At 49.3% G+C, this 18,332-nt stretch carries 10 protein-coding genes and 1 pseudogene; 7 read left to right on the top strand and 4 right to left on the bottom strand.

Going from position 1 to position 18,332, the window contains the following annotated elements:
• Positions 1 to 109 precede the first annotated feature (109 nt).
• On the bottom strand, positions 110 to 3,106 hold the full coding sequence (locus G441_RS0110660) for a TonB-dependent receptor (RefSeq protein ID WP_026376343.1): 2,997 nt from the start codon (positions 3,104 to 3,106) through the stop codon (positions 110 to 112).
• A 644-nt stretch (positions 3,107 to 3,750) separates the two neighbouring features.
• Positions 3,751 to 6,432: pseudogene (locus G441_RS18475) on the bottom strand (family 16 glycosylhydrolase); the annotation flags it as partial.
• Between the two features lie 421 nt (positions 6,433 to 6,853).
• On the opposite strand from G441_RS18475, the gene G441_RS0110675 reads away from it, so the two are divergent.
• From G441_RS0110675 to G441_RS0110690, 4 genes are read left to right on the top strand one after another with little or no spacing between them, the layout of a single operon-like run.
• Complete coding sequence (locus G441_RS0110675; protein WP_026376344.1) at positions 6,854 to 8,281, top strand: malectin domain-containing carbohydrate-binding protein; 1,428 nt, start codon at positions 6,854 to 6,856, stop codon at positions 8,279 to 8,281.
• A 29-nt stretch (positions 8,282 to 8,310) separates the two neighbouring features.
• A complete protein-coding gene (locus G441_RS0110680) occupies positions 8,311 to 11,796 on the top strand; it encodes a hypothetical protein (protein ID WP_240485123.1) in 3,486 nt (1,161 codons plus the stop codon).
• 9 nt (positions 11,797 to 11,805) lie between these two features.
• Entirely contained in the window at positions 11,806 to 12,693 is an 888-nt protein-coding gene (locus tag G441_RS0110685; RefSeq protein WP_026376346.1) for a glycoside hydrolase family 17 protein, read from the top strand.
• A 1-nt stretch (position 12,694) separates the two neighbouring features.
• The gene (locus tag G441_RS0110690; RefSeq protein WP_051275555.1) at positions 12,695 to 13,642 is read left to right on the top strand and encodes a glycosyl hydrolase family 17 protein; all 948 of its coding nucleotides are present in this window, start codon (positions 12,695 to 12,697) and stop codon (positions 13,640 to 13,642) included.
• Positions 13,643 to 13,679: 37 nt separating this feature from the next.
• On the opposite strand, the gene G441_RS0110695 is transcribed toward G441_RS0110690, so the two are convergent.
• Complete coding sequence (locus tag G441_RS0110695; RefSeq protein WP_026376348.1) at positions 13,680 to 14,309, bottom strand: peroxiredoxin-like family protein; 630 nt, start codon at positions 14,307 to 14,309, stop codon at positions 13,680 to 13,682.
• A gap of 228 nt (positions 14,310 to 14,537) precedes the next feature.
• On the opposite strand from G441_RS0110695, the gene G441_RS18480 reads away from it, so the two are divergent.
• The 3 genes from G441_RS18480 to G441_RS0110710 all read left to right on the top strand — a co-directional run bounded on the left by G441_RS18480 (position 14,538) and on the right by G441_RS0110710 (position 17,711).
• Positions 14,538 to 15,713, top strand: a complete 1,176-nt coding sequence (locus G441_RS18480) for a sensor histidine kinase (protein WP_240485124.1) — start codon at positions 14,538 to 14,540, stop codon at positions 15,711 to 15,713.
• 21 nt (positions 15,714 to 15,734) lie between these two features.
• Complete coding sequence (locus tag G441_RS0110705) at positions 15,735 to 16,526, top strand: LytR/AlgR family response regulator transcription factor (RefSeq protein ID WP_026376350.1); 792 nt, start codon at positions 15,735 to 15,737, stop codon at positions 16,524 to 16,526.
• Positions 16,527 to 16,628: 102 nt separating this feature from the next.
• Positions 16,629 to 17,711, top strand: coding sequence for a glycoside hydrolase family 17 protein (locus tag G441_RS0110710; RefSeq protein ID WP_084407347.1), 1,083 nt, complete (start codon positions 16,629 to 16,631; stop codon positions 17,709 to 17,711).
• Between the two features lie 40 nt (positions 17,712 to 17,751).
• Here the strand turns inward: G441_RS0110710 and G441_RS0110715 are convergent, their stop codons facing one another.
• On the bottom strand, positions 17,752 to 18,237 hold the full coding sequence (locus tag G441_RS0110715) for a MarR family winged helix-turn-helix transcriptional regulator (RefSeq protein ID WP_026376352.1): 486 nt from the start codon (positions 18,235 to 18,237) through the stop codon (positions 17,752 to 17,754).
• Positions 18,238 to 18,332: the final 95 nt, after the last annotated feature.

The following is an 18,332-nucleotide window of genomic DNA, read 5'->3' on the forward strand; positions in this document are numbered from 1 at the left end:
TGTTGTAGGGATGCTGTTTTTTATTGTTATTTTTAACGCTATGACAGGTTGTTAGATCGAGTGTAAAAAGCCGCCCTTCACTGGGCGGCTTTTATCACTTTTACAGATATCACTCAGAGAATGAATATCTCACACCAAGCGCATACCTTGGACCATATTGAGCGGCGCTCAGGAACTGACGCTCAAAGCGACCGAATCGACGTTCAGTCTCATTGGTCAGGTTGATGCCCTCGAAGAACACAGTCAGGTTGTCTGTCACGTCATAGTTCACGCTCAGATCCCACTGCAGATATTCTTCGAAATACTGTGGTGGTGCATCACTGGTATCTGGCTGACCTTGAGCTATCAGGTACTCATCACGCCATGCTGCAGTCAGCTTAACGGACAGACCATCTTTCTCATAGAAGCCCTGCCAGTTAGCAGAGTTACTCAAGCCAGGCAGAATGGCCTGTGCGGCGAGAATATAGTTGTCATACTCAACGTCACCGTCTACCAAGGTCATGTTGAACCCGGTACCGAAGCCTGAATCACCGAACACGTGCTGCACTGCGAATTCCAAACCGTTCACCTTACGAGAGCCAACGTTTTCTGGAGAACTGATGGTCCACTCGATCAGCGGGTCTGTTGCAGGATCAGGCAGGATGCGATTGTTTTCACCGATGCCAACGCCGTTAGCGACAATCTCTGCAAAGATTGCTGCGTCAGTTGCCTGCTCGCCGCGCCCTTCAATCGCTGTCACTGCTGCGTTCCAACGCCCGCCGAGGTAAACGTCATGCAGACCTTCGAACGTGGTAGTGACCTGAGTGTTATCAATCCAGTCTTCTACATCTTTCCAGAACAGACCGATGGCCGCATAGCTGGCATCGTCATAGTAATATTCCAGTGAAAGATCCAAGTTAGTAGATTTAAACGGCTTCAGGTTAGGGTTACCACGACTACCTGTTCTTGAGCCAATCTTCGGTGATGGCGTAAGGGCAAGGAAGCCAAGCATGTTACCCAGTGTCGGACGAGTGATCGTCTGACCGGTTGAGAAGCGACCTACCAGTTCGTCAGTGATATCCAGTTTTATGTCGAGCATTGGCAACAGCAGATCGTAGTTACCAGTGAATTCAACTTCCTGAACCTCACCACCGCTGGCAAATTGTGTAATCCACTCAGAGCCACTGGCCCAGTAAACTAACTCTGGAACACGACTCTTGGCAGGACTGACAACGTCTGTTTCTTCATAACGTAGACCCAGGTTCACGTCGACATAGTAGTCGCTAATCTCAAATTCCCATGATGTAGACACGTAAAGACTCAACGTTTCTTCGTCGATACGGTTAACTGGGAAGTTCTCAGGACCAAATGAACCCACTTCATATACGTCGCTTCCGACCACATCTGCAGTGAGATATGCTGCCTGACGAGTGAACGCTTCATCCAGGTTAAAGGTGTAGGTATAACCAGGTGCAACACCGCCGTTTGCGAATGAGAACTCGTCCATGAAATCGCTCAAATCAACACGGGTAAACATGCTGTCTGGGAAGATTTCTGCGAATACGCCAGTACCGAACCCAGGAGCTTCAGCGTTGTTCGAGCCACCGGAGCCAGACAGAGACTGCTCTGTCCATGCGGCACCGAACCTTACGTTGGTCAAGCCATAACCGATATCTGGCATCCACTCACCGTCAAACTGATATTGAGTGACTTCAGACTCACCTGGTGTTCTGGTAAAGATACTGAAGTTGGTACCAATCTCGTTTGCGCTGATTTCCTGGCTACCGTTAGCCCAGTTGATGTTAAAGCCCGGAATATCACCTGTGCGGAAAAAGTATTCCTTATCGAACAGATTTGGTGAACCCAGAATTACGCGAGCTTGCGCACCCAGTCCCTTATCCAATCCGTTATCGGTATTGGTTTTGGACGTGTGTGCATCAAAGCGGAAATTCAATGAATCTGTAGCAAACCATTCGATGTTAATGCCTGTGGCCTTAGAATCGACTTCGCCGGTTTCTCTGAAGCGAGTGAACGAACCGTCATCACCTGATGAGTTGTAGTAAATGGCTGTGCCGTTTTCATCCAGTTCATAGGCGTTAGCGTTTCCGCCAAACGAACCATTCCACAGACCCCAACCAAGTGAATCATTGGTTGTTAAGGTGTCACTTATGGTGTGATCAACAGTGAAAATCAAGTCGTCTGTTGGTGCAAACTGCAGCGTTACCATTCCGTTTACACGCTCTCGCTGCAGATCATCAATATTGAAACTGATTTCCTGTGGGAAGAACATCGCGGCAGTTGGCTCCAGCACACCTTCTGCATTCGGTATCCAGAAAATCTCTGCCGGATTACCATTGCCGTCAGTTGGACGGTTATCAATCACATCCTGTTCACCAGAGAAGCTTGGATTCAGCTGCCATGAACGCACATTAGCGCCCTGACGCTGGAAGTCTCGACGATGGTAAGAGAAGTTGACTGATACACCGAACATGTCATCAGCAAAGGTGTTGCTGTATAGACCGGCAAATTCTGGCGTTACATCTTCTCCCGTCTCATTTGACGTATCGTGGATGCCTTTCGCCATAAAGGTATACTTTTCACCCGGGCTGGCGATAGGTCGGTTAGTGATGATATTAACCGTTGCCCCCAGACCGCCAGTGGGCACATCTGCGCGCGCAGACTTGTAAATCTCAAGGGTTTTCACGCCCTCAGAAGACAAGTTTTCAAAATTAAATGAACGGGTAAAACCAGTACCTGCCATCTGACGACCGTTTAAGGTCACCAGGTTAAACTCAGGACCAAAACCACGTACCGTGATTTGGCTACCTTCGTTGTTGGCACGGCTTACCGATACACCAGTTATACGTTGTAGAGATTCTGCCAGGTTGGTGTCCGGGAATTTACCCATTTCTTCCGCCGAGATGGCGTCAACCACACCTGTTGAACCGCGTTTAATGTCCTGGGAACGAGCCAAACTGCCTCGGATACCCTGGATTTCAATAACTTCAACCTCACCGGCACCGTCAGCTTGCGCCTCTTGGGCATGCACAGGTGCAAGTACCGTTGTGCTTAGCAGCATGGAAATGGCTACTGATAAGCGATTTTTCAAAAAGTTAGTGTGTCTCATTCTTGACCTACTCAATGTCTAATTTCTTCCCCGTCCCGGAGGTTGCTCACTGCCTACTGCAATTCAGCAGTGAGCCGGGACACCGTTTTCAGGTCTGTGGTTTACTGTTCTTTGAACACCACGTTATCCAGACGGTACACAGCACCGCCACCCGTACCCCACGCGGGGAAGACCATCACTACATCAATAGCGCTTAAATCAAGGCCAGCGTCAAACAGTGAAAGCAGGTCAAACGTGTAGGTCTGCCATTCACCTTCGACTGGAACATGGCCTTCGATGCTCGTGTTGAGATTAACTTCAGCAAATGACGTATTGCCGTCTGCTTCAATCTTCAGCAACCAAGGCGTATCTGCCGCATCTGGCATGCTGACTACTTTCATTTCAAACTGGAATACTCCAGTTGTCAGCATGTCTTCTGCGTTAAACGGTTCGCCTGCATCGCGGCTGAAGAAGCCCAGCACTGTGCCAGCGTTATCCAGAATCTGGAATTCAGCCGTTGCACCGTGTTCAGCATCGTCCATTTCAACAGTCGGCGTAGTGCCACCACAGCAATCCCACAGTGGCCAGCCTTCGTTAACCTGGTCAGCAAACAGAGTCAGTGCTGCCTCGCTTCCGCCGCCGCTGCTGTCACCGCTGATATCAGACGGATTACCGATGTATACATTGTCGACGCGATACACCGCACCTTCACCTGTAGCCCAGGCCGGGAACATCATAATGACGTCGATGGCACCAACGTCCAGGCCAGCATCTGACAGGTCAAGTAGTGACCATGTATAGGTCTGCCATTCACCAACGACTGGGGCAACACCTTCCTGGCTGCTGCTAAGAGGCAGTTCTGCAAAAGATGTATTGCCGTCCGCTTCTATTTTCATCAACCAAGTGGTGTCAGACGTCGGAGGATTAACTACCTTCATCTCGAACTGGAATACACCCGTGGTCAGAATAGAGTTGGCATTGAAAGGTTCGCCAGCGTCACGGCTGAAGAAACCCAGTACCGTACCGTTGTTATCCAGAATCTGGAATTCAGCCACTGCACCGTGTTCGGCATCATCCATCACCACTTCTGGTGTTGTGCCACCACAGCAATCCCACAGAGGCCAGCCTTCGTTTGGACCGTCAGCAAAGACTTCCAGCAGTGGACCGCTTGGGCCACCAGACGCATTAGGGTTGTAAATCTTGGCATTGTCGACGCGATAAACCGCACCCTCACCCGTTGCCCAGGCAGGGAAGATCATCACGACGTCAATTTCACTTACGTCTAGCCCAGCATCTGACAAATCAATCAGCGGGAAGGTGTAGGTCTGCCACTCGCCAACACGAGGTGCTTCGCCCTGTACGCTTGTTGTTACTGGTACTTCAGCAAACGAGGTATTGCCGCCCGCTTCAAGCTTGATCAACCAGGTAGTGTCTGCTGTTGGTGGATTGACCACCTTCATTTCGAATTCAAACACACCTTCGGTTAGCAGTGCTGAAGCGTCAAACGGCTGGCCGGCGTCACGGCTATAGAAACCAAGGACCGTACCGTTATTGTCGTTAATCTGGAACTCAGCAACCGTGCCATGTTCTGCATCATCTTCGACTTGCGCTGGTGTGGTACCACCGCAGCAATCCCACAGAGGCCACTCTGGGTTTTCACCATCTTCAAACAGCACCAGACTTGGGAAGCTGAATTCGTCCGCACCAATCTTAACGTTGTCGACGCGATATTGTGCTCCCTCACCGGTTGCCCAGGCTGGGAAGATCATAATTACGTCAATTGCGCCCACATCCAGACCCGCATCTGACAGGTCTTTAATTGGGAATGTATAAGTTTGCCATTCACCAGCAACTGGGTCCTGACCTTCTAAAGAAGTATTCAGCGGCACTTCCGCGAATGATGTATTGCCATCTGCCTCGACTTTCAGCAACCATGTTGTTGCAGCCGTTGGAGGATTGACCACTTTCATCTCAAACGACAAATTGCCGTTATCAAGGAAACCGCCTGCATTGAAGGGTTCACCTGATTCACCAAGACGGCTGTTGAAACCTAGCACCGTTCCGGCGTTATCCAGGATCTGGAATTCAGCCACAGCGCCATGTACAGCGTCGTCCATCACGACTTCAGGCGTAGTACCACCACAGCAGTCCCATAAAGGCCAATCTGGGTTTTCGCCATCGTCAAAAATGGTCAGAGGCTGTGCAACAGGTGGTGCAGGAGGCGTCGGAGAAGGCGCTTCACCTTCTAGCAATGAGCCAGAGCTTGCGGTATCTGGTGCACCCGCCTCATAGTCGTTAGCATAGCCACCGCGCACGGTGTCACAACCTTTGCCTGTTACAGGGTCAACAGAACATTCGTAAACACGTACGTAGTCAATGACGAACTTTTGACCTTCTTCAAATACCGCTGGGTCAACGCCACCACGGTTGAAGTTTTCTGGGAAATCACCGCCCACGGCCAGATTCAGAATAACGTAGAAGTCTTCATTAAATGGCGCAGCAGTGTAGAAGTTTGTTTCTTCACCGGTAATTGGATCGAAACCAGGCATAAACCAGCCTTTATGACTCAGACCAATAGCCTCGCCCTGGCTGTTATAGCGTACTGTTGACTGACGCTGTGTAGCATACAAATAATCATCCATGTACCAGCGAATTTCACCTTCCTGCCATTCAATAGCGTAAGTATGGAATCCGTCAGCAGGATTGACACCATCAGGAGGCGTGTATCCGCGACCTGTGTTGCTCTGGTTAGGGAACGGATTACCGTAATACAGCGTACCGAAAATATCAGTTTGAACACCGCCATCAGGCTTTGGCTCACCAAGGTTCACCGCTTCCATGATGTCAATTTCGCCTTTGATAGGCCAGCGATCGCTACCCACTCCATCGATTTCACTGTTCAGCATCCAGAATGCTGGCCAGGTACCCTGTCCGCTCGGCAGTTGGGCGCGCATTTCAATGCGGCCATAAGTAAACTCTTGTTTACCCTGCGTGGTCAGACGGGCCGACGTGTATGGCAATGGTTGTGAGTCAGGCTCGGCAGGTCGAGCAACGATGTTTAGCATGCCATCGCTAACATAGGCATTTGAAGGATCTGCAGTGTAACACTGCTTCTCATTGTTTCCGCCGCCCTGGCAGTTCTCTTCAAAATTCCAGTTGCTCGTGTCTATTTCATCGCCATCGAACTCATCACTCCAGACTAGTTGCCAATCACTGACAGGCACAGCGGGATTGACAGCATCTGTGTCAGTGTCGGCAGTAATATCTCCACCGCATCCCAGTAATGCCAGCGACAGTGCGCTTGCTGAGAAAAGTTGTGACAGCGACTTAACGCTTGGTTTGACCATGGTGTTCTCCGAAAAAATGTCCGTATTGAAGAGTGGCCGTGATGTTGTTGTGCTCTTCAATCGTGTCCCCGTTAACATCGACGCCATAAACATGACGCGCGACTTTAGCGAATATCAGATGTAACACAGTTGTTAGAAAAGATGTTGCAAATGCGTTAAGGCGGGATCTGTGAGAGATAAAGCGGACAATAGGCTGTGATCCTTGTTAACACGCTGTTTGCAAAGGGCTTATGGACAGTTTGTCACCCTCAGTCAGGTCGATGAACGGTTAGTCGCGGTGGAAGTCCGTCTTGTCTTGTTTAAGTTGTAAAGATGGCCAATTTGTCTAGTTTTGCGTAGTTATTCCCGCGCGTCGTGACATTGCCCTACGACTGTGCGAGCACGGTAAGGCCGATAACAACTATGTAACAGGGGAACTAACATGCACGCAAACCGTTTATTTTCATCACTATTGGTGAGTGCTTCATTTATCACATTGACCGCGTGCAACCCTGCCCAGCAACCGTCACAAGACACCAGCGAGGCATCAGTTAAACAATATGTTATTGAGGCGACACCTCAGCCTGAGCAACCAGATTATGACCCGTATGTGTCAGGCGTGGTCGCAGCCATTAATTTTGGCGGCCCCGTATACGAGGGCAGCGATGGCATAGTCTATCAGGCAGACACATTCGACCTTCCATACCAGAAAAACCAGTCTTCAGATATCCTCGGCAGCCAGGACCCAACGTTATTTGAAACCTACAGACTCGGGGATAACAACGGACAACTGTCACTGTCGATTCCAGTCGACAATGGCACCTATGCGGTCACCTTCAAATTTGCAGAGCCAGAGTCCACAGATGTTGGCGACCGCGTGTTTGATGTTGTCGCAGAGGGTGAGACCGTCATCGATGATTTAGATGTGCGTCTCGCTCGTGACGGCAAAATACTATCAGAGCTTTCTCGATCCGTGACAAACGTCAATGTCGCAGACAACCAACTGGACATTTTGTTGGATGGTAGCGTCAATACACCACTGCTGCATGCATTGGTCGTGCGCCGCATAGAAGATGACCCAAGGGACTGGCAACTGGTATGGAGCGACGAGTTCGACTATGAAGGTAAGCCAGACGAGAGCAAATGGCGCTACAACATCTGGCCTGCGCGCAAAGTAAATGATGAAGATCAGGCCTACACGGACCGCTTGAAAAATGCCCGCGTCGAAGACGGGCGTCTGATTATCGAAGCGCACAAAGAACAATACGATAATGCTGAGTACACGTCAGCTCGCCTGCACAATATGGGCACCGGTGACTTCTTGTACGGCAAGGTGGATATCAGCGTACGCGTCCCTGCCGGTCAGGGAACCTGGGCGGCGGCCTGGATGTTGCCTTCAGACCCATTCAAATATGCGTCAAGTTGTGAACAAGGTGCCGACTGGCAAGGCAGCGCAACATGTGATGCCTGGCCCAATTCTGGCGAAATAGATATCCTCGAGCACGTCGGTTACGACATGCAAAGATTGCACGGCACCGTTCATAACAAAGCCTACTACTGGCGTAACTGGCAGCAACGCAAAGCTAGCCTTGAGGGCCGCAATGTAGATGAGGCTTTCCACGAATACTCATTAGAGTGGACACCAGACTACATCATTATTTTATTTAACGACGTTCCCTATTTTTACTACAAGAATGAGGGAACGGGATGGCAGGCATGGCCTTTCGACCATCCGTATCACGTCATTCTTAATCTTGCCATAGGCGGAGCATGGGGCCGTGCAGGCGGTCCTATCGACGACTCCATTTTCCCAGTACAGATGGAAGTCGACTATGTGCGCATCTATCAATTGGCCGAAAAACAACAATAACAGTAGCCAGCTAACTGAATAGGTAATTTATGATGGACAATAATCAACGTCCTACTGACAGCCAGACGACTCACATGATAAGCGGTGTGTTTACACAGCTCGACGGTGAATCTTTTTACAAGATCACTAACGTCGATCAAATGCCACCGTTTTTTATCAGCGTTGTCTCTGATCAGGACCATTGGCTTTTTTCCGGGTCGCAAGGTGGCCTGACAATGGGACGCGTATCACCGGAAACGGCAGTATTTCCTTATGTAACCGTTGATAAGCTTTATGAAAGTACGCTGCATACTGGCCCCAGGACGTTACTCAAGGTCATCTCGCAAGATGGTGCCAACGTGCGTTGGGAGCCCTTCAATCGAGAACATGACGACCGATTCTCCCTGACTCGTAATTTGTATAAGAGCGTGTTGGGCAATGTGCTGTGTTTTGAAGAGATTAATCACGATTTACAGCTTTCATTTCGCTACATGTGGCGATTCTCAGATGAATTCGGCATCGTACGCGAGTGCCGGTTAAGCAATTTGTCCAATACGGATAAGCATGTGTCGTTGCTTGACGGCCTGCAGAATGTGCTGCCCGCGGGCACGCCTCGCTTTACCCAGACCGCCTCAAGTAATCTGGTGGATGCTTATAAGTGGACGGAGTTGGACGATAGTACCGGTCTGGCGCTCTACACGCTTTATTCAGCCATTACCGATCGTGCCGAGCCAGTTGAAGCGTTACGGGCAAACACCGTTTTCAGCTATGGTTTAGACCACCAGGCATTGCTGCTGAATGCAGATTGCGTCGCGGCGTTCAAAGCAGACAAACCACTGCAAACACAGTACAGCAGTCGTGGTGTCAGAGGTGCATATTTCATCGCCAGCGATTTCACTCTGGCGCCAGGCGCTGACAAGGATTGGAATATTGTCGTTGATATTGAGCAGGATCAGGCACAGGTTGTTGAGCTAAAACAAGCGTTAGAAGATAAAGCATCTGTTGCAGAACAGATAAAGCAATCCTGTGCTGAAGGCAGTGATAAGCTGGCGCGTATCATGGCCGCTTCGGATGGCTTTCAGACAACTGGCGAGCCTATTGTCGGTCTACACCACTACGCGAATACCCTTTTCAACGTAATGCGCGGCGGCATCTTCGCCGACCAGTACCGCATATCCCGAGCAGATTTGCTTGGCACAATAAAGATATTCAACAGCAAAGTCTTTGCTGCGCATCGCGATGCGATTAGCGCATTGCCGGAAACACTGAATTTCAATGAGGTGCGCCGCTTTGCCGAATCGACCGGCGATGTGCAATTACAGCGCATTGTGTATGAGTATCTCCCCATCACCTTCGGTCGCCGTCACGGTGATCCGAGCCGCCCGTGGAATCAGTTTGCTATCGAACTGAAGGATGAGCTGGGCAATCCATTGTTGTCCTATCAGGGCAACTGGCGAGACATCTTCCAGAACTGGGAAGCCCTGCTCCTCAGCTATCCTGATTTTATTGAATCAGTGATCGCGAAATTTGTGAATGCTTCTACCGTTGACGGCTATAACCCTTATCGCATTACCAAACAGGGAATTGACTGGGAAGTCGAGGAGCCAGACGATCCATGGAGCTATATCGGCTACTGGGGCGATCATCAGATTATCTATCTGCTCAAGCTGCTAGAAGAGTCGGCTGACTTCCACCCGGGATTATTATCAAGCCTGCTGACACATCCGTTGTTCAGCTATGCTAACGTCCCATACAGAATAAAAGACTTTGACGGTCTGGTTGCTAACCCTAAAGACACCGTGATGTTCGATAACGAACTGGCCGAGCTGATTGACCATCGGGTTGAAACCATCGGTGCTGACGGCAAGATGCTATTAACCGCTGAGCAGCAGGTTTATCAGGTCAACCTGATGGAAAAATTGCTGGTACCGCTGCTGAGCAAACTCAGCAATCTAGTGATTGATGGGGGTATCTGGCTGAACACCCAGCGTCCGGAATGGAATGATGCTAACAATGCGTTGGTTGGTCAGGGCCTGTCCATGGTGACGCTGTATTACATGAACCGCTATGTCAGCTTTATGCAGAATTTGCTGTCTTCAGCTAAATCAGGTTCATTCCAGCTAACCGAGGAAGTAGCAACATGGCTGCATGACACTGCATCCATCCTGACTGATGCCGCAAGCCAGTTGGACGATGGTCCAGCTTCAGCGCAGCTACAATACGATACGCTTGCTCGATTGGGTCGCGTAGCCAGTGATTATCGCGCGGCGATGTATAACCATTCAGGCGACTTTAAACAGGTAGAGGTATCGTCTGATGCCATCGCTAACATGCTGGCGCCTGCTCAACAGCTGATTGCACACAGTATTGACCATAACCTTGATAGTACCGGTTTGTATCATGCCTACAACACGCTTGCTATTGACGAGTCCTCGCTGTCTGTCGGCCATTTGTACGACATGCTGGAAGGTCAGGTTGCCGCACTAAGCTCGCGGGCACTGAGTCCGGAACATGCAGCGCAAGTGATCGACACGCTGTTTGACAGTGCCATCTATCGCGAGGACCAGCACACGTTCATGCTGTATCCAGACCGCGAACAGCAGCGTTTTCTGGATAAAAATCAAGTCAGCAATGATGACGTCGAGCGCATTGCATTGCTCAAAGCAATGTTGGCCAATCACGACACCCGTCTTGTCAAACTGGACGAGCATGGCAAGTATCGCTTCAATAGCGATCTAACCAATGCTGCAGCGTTGCGTCAGAAATGGGCACAGGTTAAAGAGGATTACCTTGACCTGGCCACCGATGAAGCATTGAAAGACCTGTTGGATATGTACGAAGGCGTGTTTAATCATCGCGCCTTCACCGGCCGTTCTGGCGGCATGTTCGGCTTCGAAGGGCTGGGCTGCATATATTGGCACATGGTTTCTAAGCTACTACTTGCCGTGCAGGAAATTGCCGTAGATAGCGTCAACGACGCAGGCATGACTGCAACCTCACAAAAACTAATCGACCAGTATTACAAGGTCAGGCACGGAATCGGCTTTAATAAAACGCCCGATGAATATGGGGCATTCCCGGCCGATCCTTATTCTCACACGCCGAAACACGCTGGCGCACAGCAGCCTGGCATGACCGGTCAGGTCAAAGAAGAGCTGATTGCACGCATGCGCGAACTCGGCTGTTTTGTCGAGCAGGGCAAGATCACCCTGAACCCGTTTATGCTCCGTGAACAGGAGTTTACCAGCGAGCCAACGCCATTCCGTTATCTGGATGTAGACAATATCTGGCAACAGATCGATATGCCTGTCGGCAGTCTTGGCTTTAGTTGGTGTCAGGTACCGGTGATTTACACTGTGGATAATGATGCGGACGAATTGGCTATAACCTTGTTTACCGCAGACGGTGAAAATCGCTCCATTGATGGCAATCAGCTCGATGAAGCCGATAGTCGTCACGTATTTGAGCGTGATGGTGCCATTTGTCAGATAAATGTTGTCGTGCCGGCTGGCATGCTGTTCAAAGGTTCAAAGTAGGAGACTGGCATGTCAAAGTTAGCGAATCTTTACTCTCGTCGATATCAGGATTATCTCAATCAGAAAGCACCCAGTCGTGAAACGGTGGGTGAGTTAATCAAACAGAACATTCACGGTCTGTGTTTCAGCCCCTATGTTGAAGGACAAGGTCCAGGAACAGAATTATCTGAACAGCAGGTTGTAGAACGCCTGTCGATTATTGCCAAACATACAGGATGGATCCGTTCGTTTTCCTGTACTGAAGGTAACGAACATATTCCGGTGGTTGCCAAACGCATGGGCCTAAAAACCATGGTAGGCATCTGGCTGGACGAAGATCTCGAGCACAATGAGCTGGAAATGGCTAAGGGCATTGAGCTAGCCAAAGCGGGCTATGCTGACCTTGTCGCTGTTGGCAACGAGGTACTGCTTCGAGAAGAACTTTCCGAACAGCAGCTTATTGACTATATGAATCGGGTAAGAGAAGCAGCGCCGGGAGTTCCGGTAGGCTACGTCGATGCCTATTACCTGTTTGAAAACCACCGAGCAGTCACGGATGCCTGTGATGTGGTATTCGCCAACTGTTATCCGTTCTGGGAAGGCTATTCCATCGAACACGCCCATGTGTACATGAAAGACATGTATTATCGTGCCAAAGCGGTAGCAGGTGAACGCCCGGTGATCATCAGCGAGACCGGTTGGCCGAATCTAGGCACAGCGGAAGGCAATGCCGTTCCTAGTGAAGAAAATGCGATCCGCTACTTTACGCAAACTTATCAGTGGGCCAATCAGCTTGGCGTTGAAGTATTCTACTTCGCTGCGCTGGATGAAGCATGGAAAGTCGAAAAAGAGGGTGATGTAGGCGCCTATTGGGGCTTGTGGGACAAAGACGGCAAACCGAAATACTGGGATGAGTAATATGACAAATAACACTCAAAACCAAACGGTGCTGTCTCCCGCTAACTACGGTCGGGCCATTTGTTATTCAGGCTACCGTGATGGACAGAATCCAGCGTTGGGGATCTATCCCAGCTATTCTGAAATTCTCGAAGATCTGCTTTTGCTCAAAGACGACTGGCAGTGCCTGCGTGTTTATGATGCGGGGCCTCATGCACATACGTTGCTTGAAGTGATAAAGCGTGAGAAGCTGCACTTTAAAGTCTTATTGGGTATGGACATAGCCGCCGAGGAAAGTAACCCCGGCTGTCCGTGGTTGCAGGAATATCCGGATCACGAGTTGGCGGCCAACATGCGCCACAACGATGCCGAATTACAGAGAGTTATTCGTCTGGCAACAGAGTATCGCGAGCATGTGATGGGTATTTCTGTTGGTAACGAAGCAACCGTAGACTGGACCGATCACAAAATCAGCACGTCCAGATTACTGAGCTTTGTTCGCGAGTTGAAAGCGCAAACCGATGCGCCTATCACGTTCTGTGAAAACTATGTGCCATGGGCTCGGGGCGACCTGGATGCTTTGGCCCATGAGTTGGACTGGATTGCGCTACATACCTATCCATTGTGGGAATCACGTCCCATTTATGACGCACTTGAATACACCAAGCTCAACTATCATGATGTGGCGCACCGCTTTCCGGATAAACCTGTCATTATCACCGAGGCTGGATGGTCAACCAATGCCAATGGCAGAGGATTCCCCGCCGAGTTTGCAAATGAGCAGTGGCAGGCTGAGTATTGCAAGCAGCTACTTAACTGGAGCCAGGAACAGGGTATATTGACGTTCCTGTTTGAAGCGTTTGACGAGTCTTGGAAAGGCTCTGATGATCCGGCTGAACCGGAAAAGCACTGGGGCATTTATCGATTAAATCGCCAGCCTAAACCAGTACTGGACACACTGTTTAGCTAAAAAATAGTCATCCCCGCGCGGGCGGGGACCTATCCTCCTACTTCGCCAACGTCAGCCGCGCAGCCTCCAACACCAGTTCAGCCGAAGGGCGTACCTTATAATTCGGATTCACATAGCTAAACTGGATGAGATTTTCCTTATCTACAATAAAGACCGCAGGAGCGGGTAATACGGCTCTGTCTGTGTTATCGCTGGTCAGTGATATGTCCCAGTTAGATTTATATTTGTCACGGGTATCATTTGGCACATAAAACCCTACGCCAAAACCACGAATCGTTTGTAATGTCTCGTCAGACAACAAGGTGACTGCAAACTCGGTTTCAAGCTTTTGCTCCTGCAGTTTTGTCGGTGACTCTGGTGAAATCGCTAATACCTGATACCCTAATTCAACCAGCTCGTTCTCAATGTCTTTAAGCTCTGCAAGCTGACGATTACAGTAGGGGCACCACCCGCCCCGATAAAAAATAACGATAGAGGGCTTTTGCATGGTCAGCGCATGTAGACTTACTGGCGACCCATCAGCAGTTTTAAGGGTGGTATTCGGTATGTTCTGCCCGTTTAGTAAAGGCGTAACGTTATCTGCGCTGTCAGCGATCTGTGTGCGATCTAGCGCGTGTGCGTTTGAGCATAAAAATAGCACTAAAAGGGTAGCTATAAGCGTTTTCATCAATGTTCTCTGGATGGTGTCTTACTGAGTATGAGTATGAGTATGAGCATGGACCGGCGAGGTCATTAAATGCTTTCAATGCTTTTTGCGATAGCATGACAAAGCGCTTGGCATCAGAATAAGACGGGCGACGCACTTGCGTAGCATTCGGTTAGCGCATTCTTAAAGCCGTTAGAACATCTATTACCCACTAAAGTATTATGCAATACTATCTTAGATGTTAACAAAATGTTCTTACGTGCCATGGACATAATGCTGTCTGATAGCAAACAGCTTAGCGTTGCTAGAAATATTGATGATCCCATTGCCGAACCCGATGCGCCAATATGGTACTGGCAGGCAGGCTTTTGGGGATTTTTGCTGGTCGTCAGTTTTTTTACTCTGACGCTGTGGTACAACAAACCCTCCTGGTCATACGTTGCGCCCATTGTCATTGAATCCGCGGTCGGCTTCCTCTTCTCGCTGGTCGTGCAATTCGGTATTTTGCGGGTTTGGCATCAGCCCCCCGTTCTTAAAGCCGTTATCAGCTTTCTATTAGTCGCCGTCGTTTCCTCGTTATGGACCATTACCCGGATGTGGGTGTATGAGGTGCTCACCGGAGAGTTCCATATCTGGGGCGAGTTCGGTGGCTGGTACTTCAGCAGTATCTTCATCTTCATTAGCTGGGCGGCGCTGTTTTATGGGGTACAGTATTACCATATGCTGCAGACGGAGCACCGCATTATGCTACGCGCAGAGGCCGATGCAAGAGAGCAGCAATTGGAAAAAATGCGCGCGCAAGCCACCGCGCGTGACGCCCAGATGAAAATGCTCCGATATCAGCTTAACCCGCATTTTTTGTGTAACACACTCAATGCCATTAATGCGCTAATCGAATGCGAACAGAGTGAAAAAGCACAGTTGATGACCGTTAAGCTGAGTCAGTTTTTAAGACATTCTCTGGATAACATTCCTAACTCAAAAATCACTTTAGAAAATGAATTAAATGCACTTAATCTGTATCTGCAGATTGAAAAAATCCGCTTTGAAGATCGATTAAACCTGGATTTCGACGTGGAAGACAAAGCTCGTCTAGCGCAAATTCCTAGCCTTTTGCTACAACCCATTATTGAAAACTCAATGAAACATGCCATTGCAAAATGCGAAGATGGCGGCACTATTTCTCTGCAAGCCAAAGTTGAGGGTAACATGCTGTGCGTAACCATTATCGACTCTGGACCCGGAGTGAAGATAGGTAAAAGTAAACTTCAAAGCGTGATTGGGCGTGGTGTAGGATTAAAAAATACCGATGAGCGGCTGCAGGTCGTGTACGGCGACAATTATACATTTGACCTGAACACTTCACCGAACGGTGGCCTACAGACCTATATTAAAATACCCTATCAACCTTTTGCACAAGATTAGCGCGACTGGACAATAATAACGATGACAACTATCCAGACCATAATTGTTGATGACGAGCCGCTTGCACTCGGGCTACTGAAATCTAAACTCGAAAAAAACCCTCACATCGAGATAGTTGCACAGTGCAAAAACGGCAGAGAAGCCATTGAGACAGCACTTTCCACTCAGGCAGACCTGATGTTTCTGGATATAGAGATGCCGGGCATTGACGGACTTGAAGTGGTCAAAGAGTTACAATCAGATGAGCTGCCATTGGTGGTATTCACGACCGCTTATGAACAGTATGCTATCACTGCATTCGACCTGCATGCGGTCGACTATATCCTCAAACCCATCGATCAGGAGCGTATTGACCGAGCTGTCGAGCGGGCACAGGTGCGTCTAACGCAGGGAGAAAGGGGTCAGGATAAACCTGGGATCATTGGTGCTATCGACAGCATGTCTCATCAGCAAGATGGCGGTGATGACACGTCTAACGGTGCACGTAAGATTGTGATCCGAGACCGCGAGGAAATCACCCTTCTGAAGCAGGAGGATATCGCATGGCTGGAAGCGGCAGGCGACTATGTGTGTGTGCATGCCAATGGTGAAACACACATTAAACGCAGCACGCTAAAGGAGCTACTTTCGGATTTAGATCCGAGCCTGTTTAAGCGTGTTCACCGCTCTACTATTGTAAATTTAAACTATATAGAGAAGGTCATTCCGCACACCAAGGGAGAGTTTTTTCTGATCCTCGGTGAGCATCACAAAGTCAAAGTCAGTCGCAATTATCGGGAAGTCATCAAACATTATCTAGATGAAGGCGCCTGAGACCAGATTATCTCACCCTTGTCCCGTTTCAGCGCATTCCTCTGACAGACACACACAAACTAGGCTGTGATCGTCAGCACGGTTAAACCAATAAGGACGATTATGAATCTCGGTATTCAACACTCAATTGTGAACACATCACATGTGCTATGGCGGCGCGCACTATCCGTTATAGGACTGGCGCTTCTTCTGGGTGCTCATGCAGGATTCACCATGGCAAAAACCACTTATCAACAAACCCCAGCCGACCTAATGAATGGGCAGGTTATGGGCATTGCCTACTCTGGTTTTCGTGAGGGTCAACATCCCGATCGCGGCAACGGTGCCAATAACCCAACCGATGAACAAATTCTCGAAGATCTGAATATTCTTATCGACCATGGATTCACTCTAATAAGACTTTATGATGCTGGTCAGAATAGTCAGGACACGTTGCGAATCATCGCCAAACATAACCTGCCGATTAAAGTCATGCAGGGTATCTGGCTCGACGCAGAAGTGAGTAACCATGAAGGCTGTCCCTGGCTTGACGAGCCTATACCCGCCCCCAAACTGGCAGCAAACATCATAAAGAACCAGCAAGAAGTCGCACGGGCTATCGACCTTGCTAATCAATATAAAGATATCATTGTGGCGATTAACGTTGGCAATGAAGCCTTGGTTGATTGGAACGACCATATGGTGACATTACCCGCAGTGATTGCTTATGTGCGTCAAGTCAAACAAGCTACCTCACAACCGGTCACCGTGGCGGATAATTATGAATGGTGGATCAGGGACGGCGCACCGTTAGCAAAAGAAGTCGATTTTCTCGGTATTCACACCTATCCGGTGTGGGAAAGCAAACCGATAGATGAAGGTCTTAGCTATACCATTCAAAATATCCATGACGTACGTAAGGCACTCCCGAATAAACCCATTGCAATCCTGGAAGCGGGCTGGGCAACCACTGCGACGGAATTTGCTGAACAGGCCAATCAGGAAAATCAGACCCGATACTACAATGAGTTGGCGGACTGGGCGGCCAGCACTAACACTACTGTGCTATTTTTTGAAGCGTTCGATGAACCGTGGAAAGGTGATCCGGGCAATCCAAACGGGGCTGAAAAGCACTGGGGATTATTCTTTGTTGACCGTTCACCGAAACAAGTTGCCAAGCAACTTGCTGAGCACAACGCACAATAATCACGACAATTATCATAGGCCGCTGCGCAGAGCTTTTTCGCTAGTTTGCGGATGAGGCGATTGGCAGCGAGCCTACTTCCAGTAATGGCGCAGCATCGATGTGGTCCGCATCCATCATAGTGGCAATGCGTTGCATGGTGACAATCAGCTGCGTCTGTTCCCAATCTTCAAGCCGGTCAAAACGCTCAATAAAGTGCGACTGCAACGGCGTAGGTGAGTCGTTAAGAATATCTTCACCACTTTCGGTGAGGTGCAGGCTCACTTTACGCTTATCTGTTGTGTGACGCTCTCTGTAAACAAATCCCTTGGTTTCAAGGCGATCTAGAATATTCGTCACGGTTGCGGAGCTTAGGTTAATGTTCTCTGCAATTTCTTTTACCAACAGCCCGTCGTGCGCGGCAATCTCCTGCATTACGATCAATTGCGGACCAGTCAGGCCGGTCTCTTTGCTTAACTTTTTTGAATGTAAGTCAATCGCTCGTATCACTCGACGCAGTGATACGAGCAAGACGTCATACTTTCGGATAGCGTCCGTTCGCTCGCCGCCTGAATGTTCGAACTCAACCATTTTTACTTCATCCAGCACGTATTAACCTCGTGTTAACATTTAGCTTTACTTAC

Source organism: Aestuariibacter salexigens DSM 15300 (genome assembly GCF_000429145.1).
Taxonomy (GTDB): Bacteria; Pseudomonadota; Gammaproteobacteria; order Enterobacterales; family Alteromonadaceae; genus Aestuariibacter; species Aestuariibacter salexigens.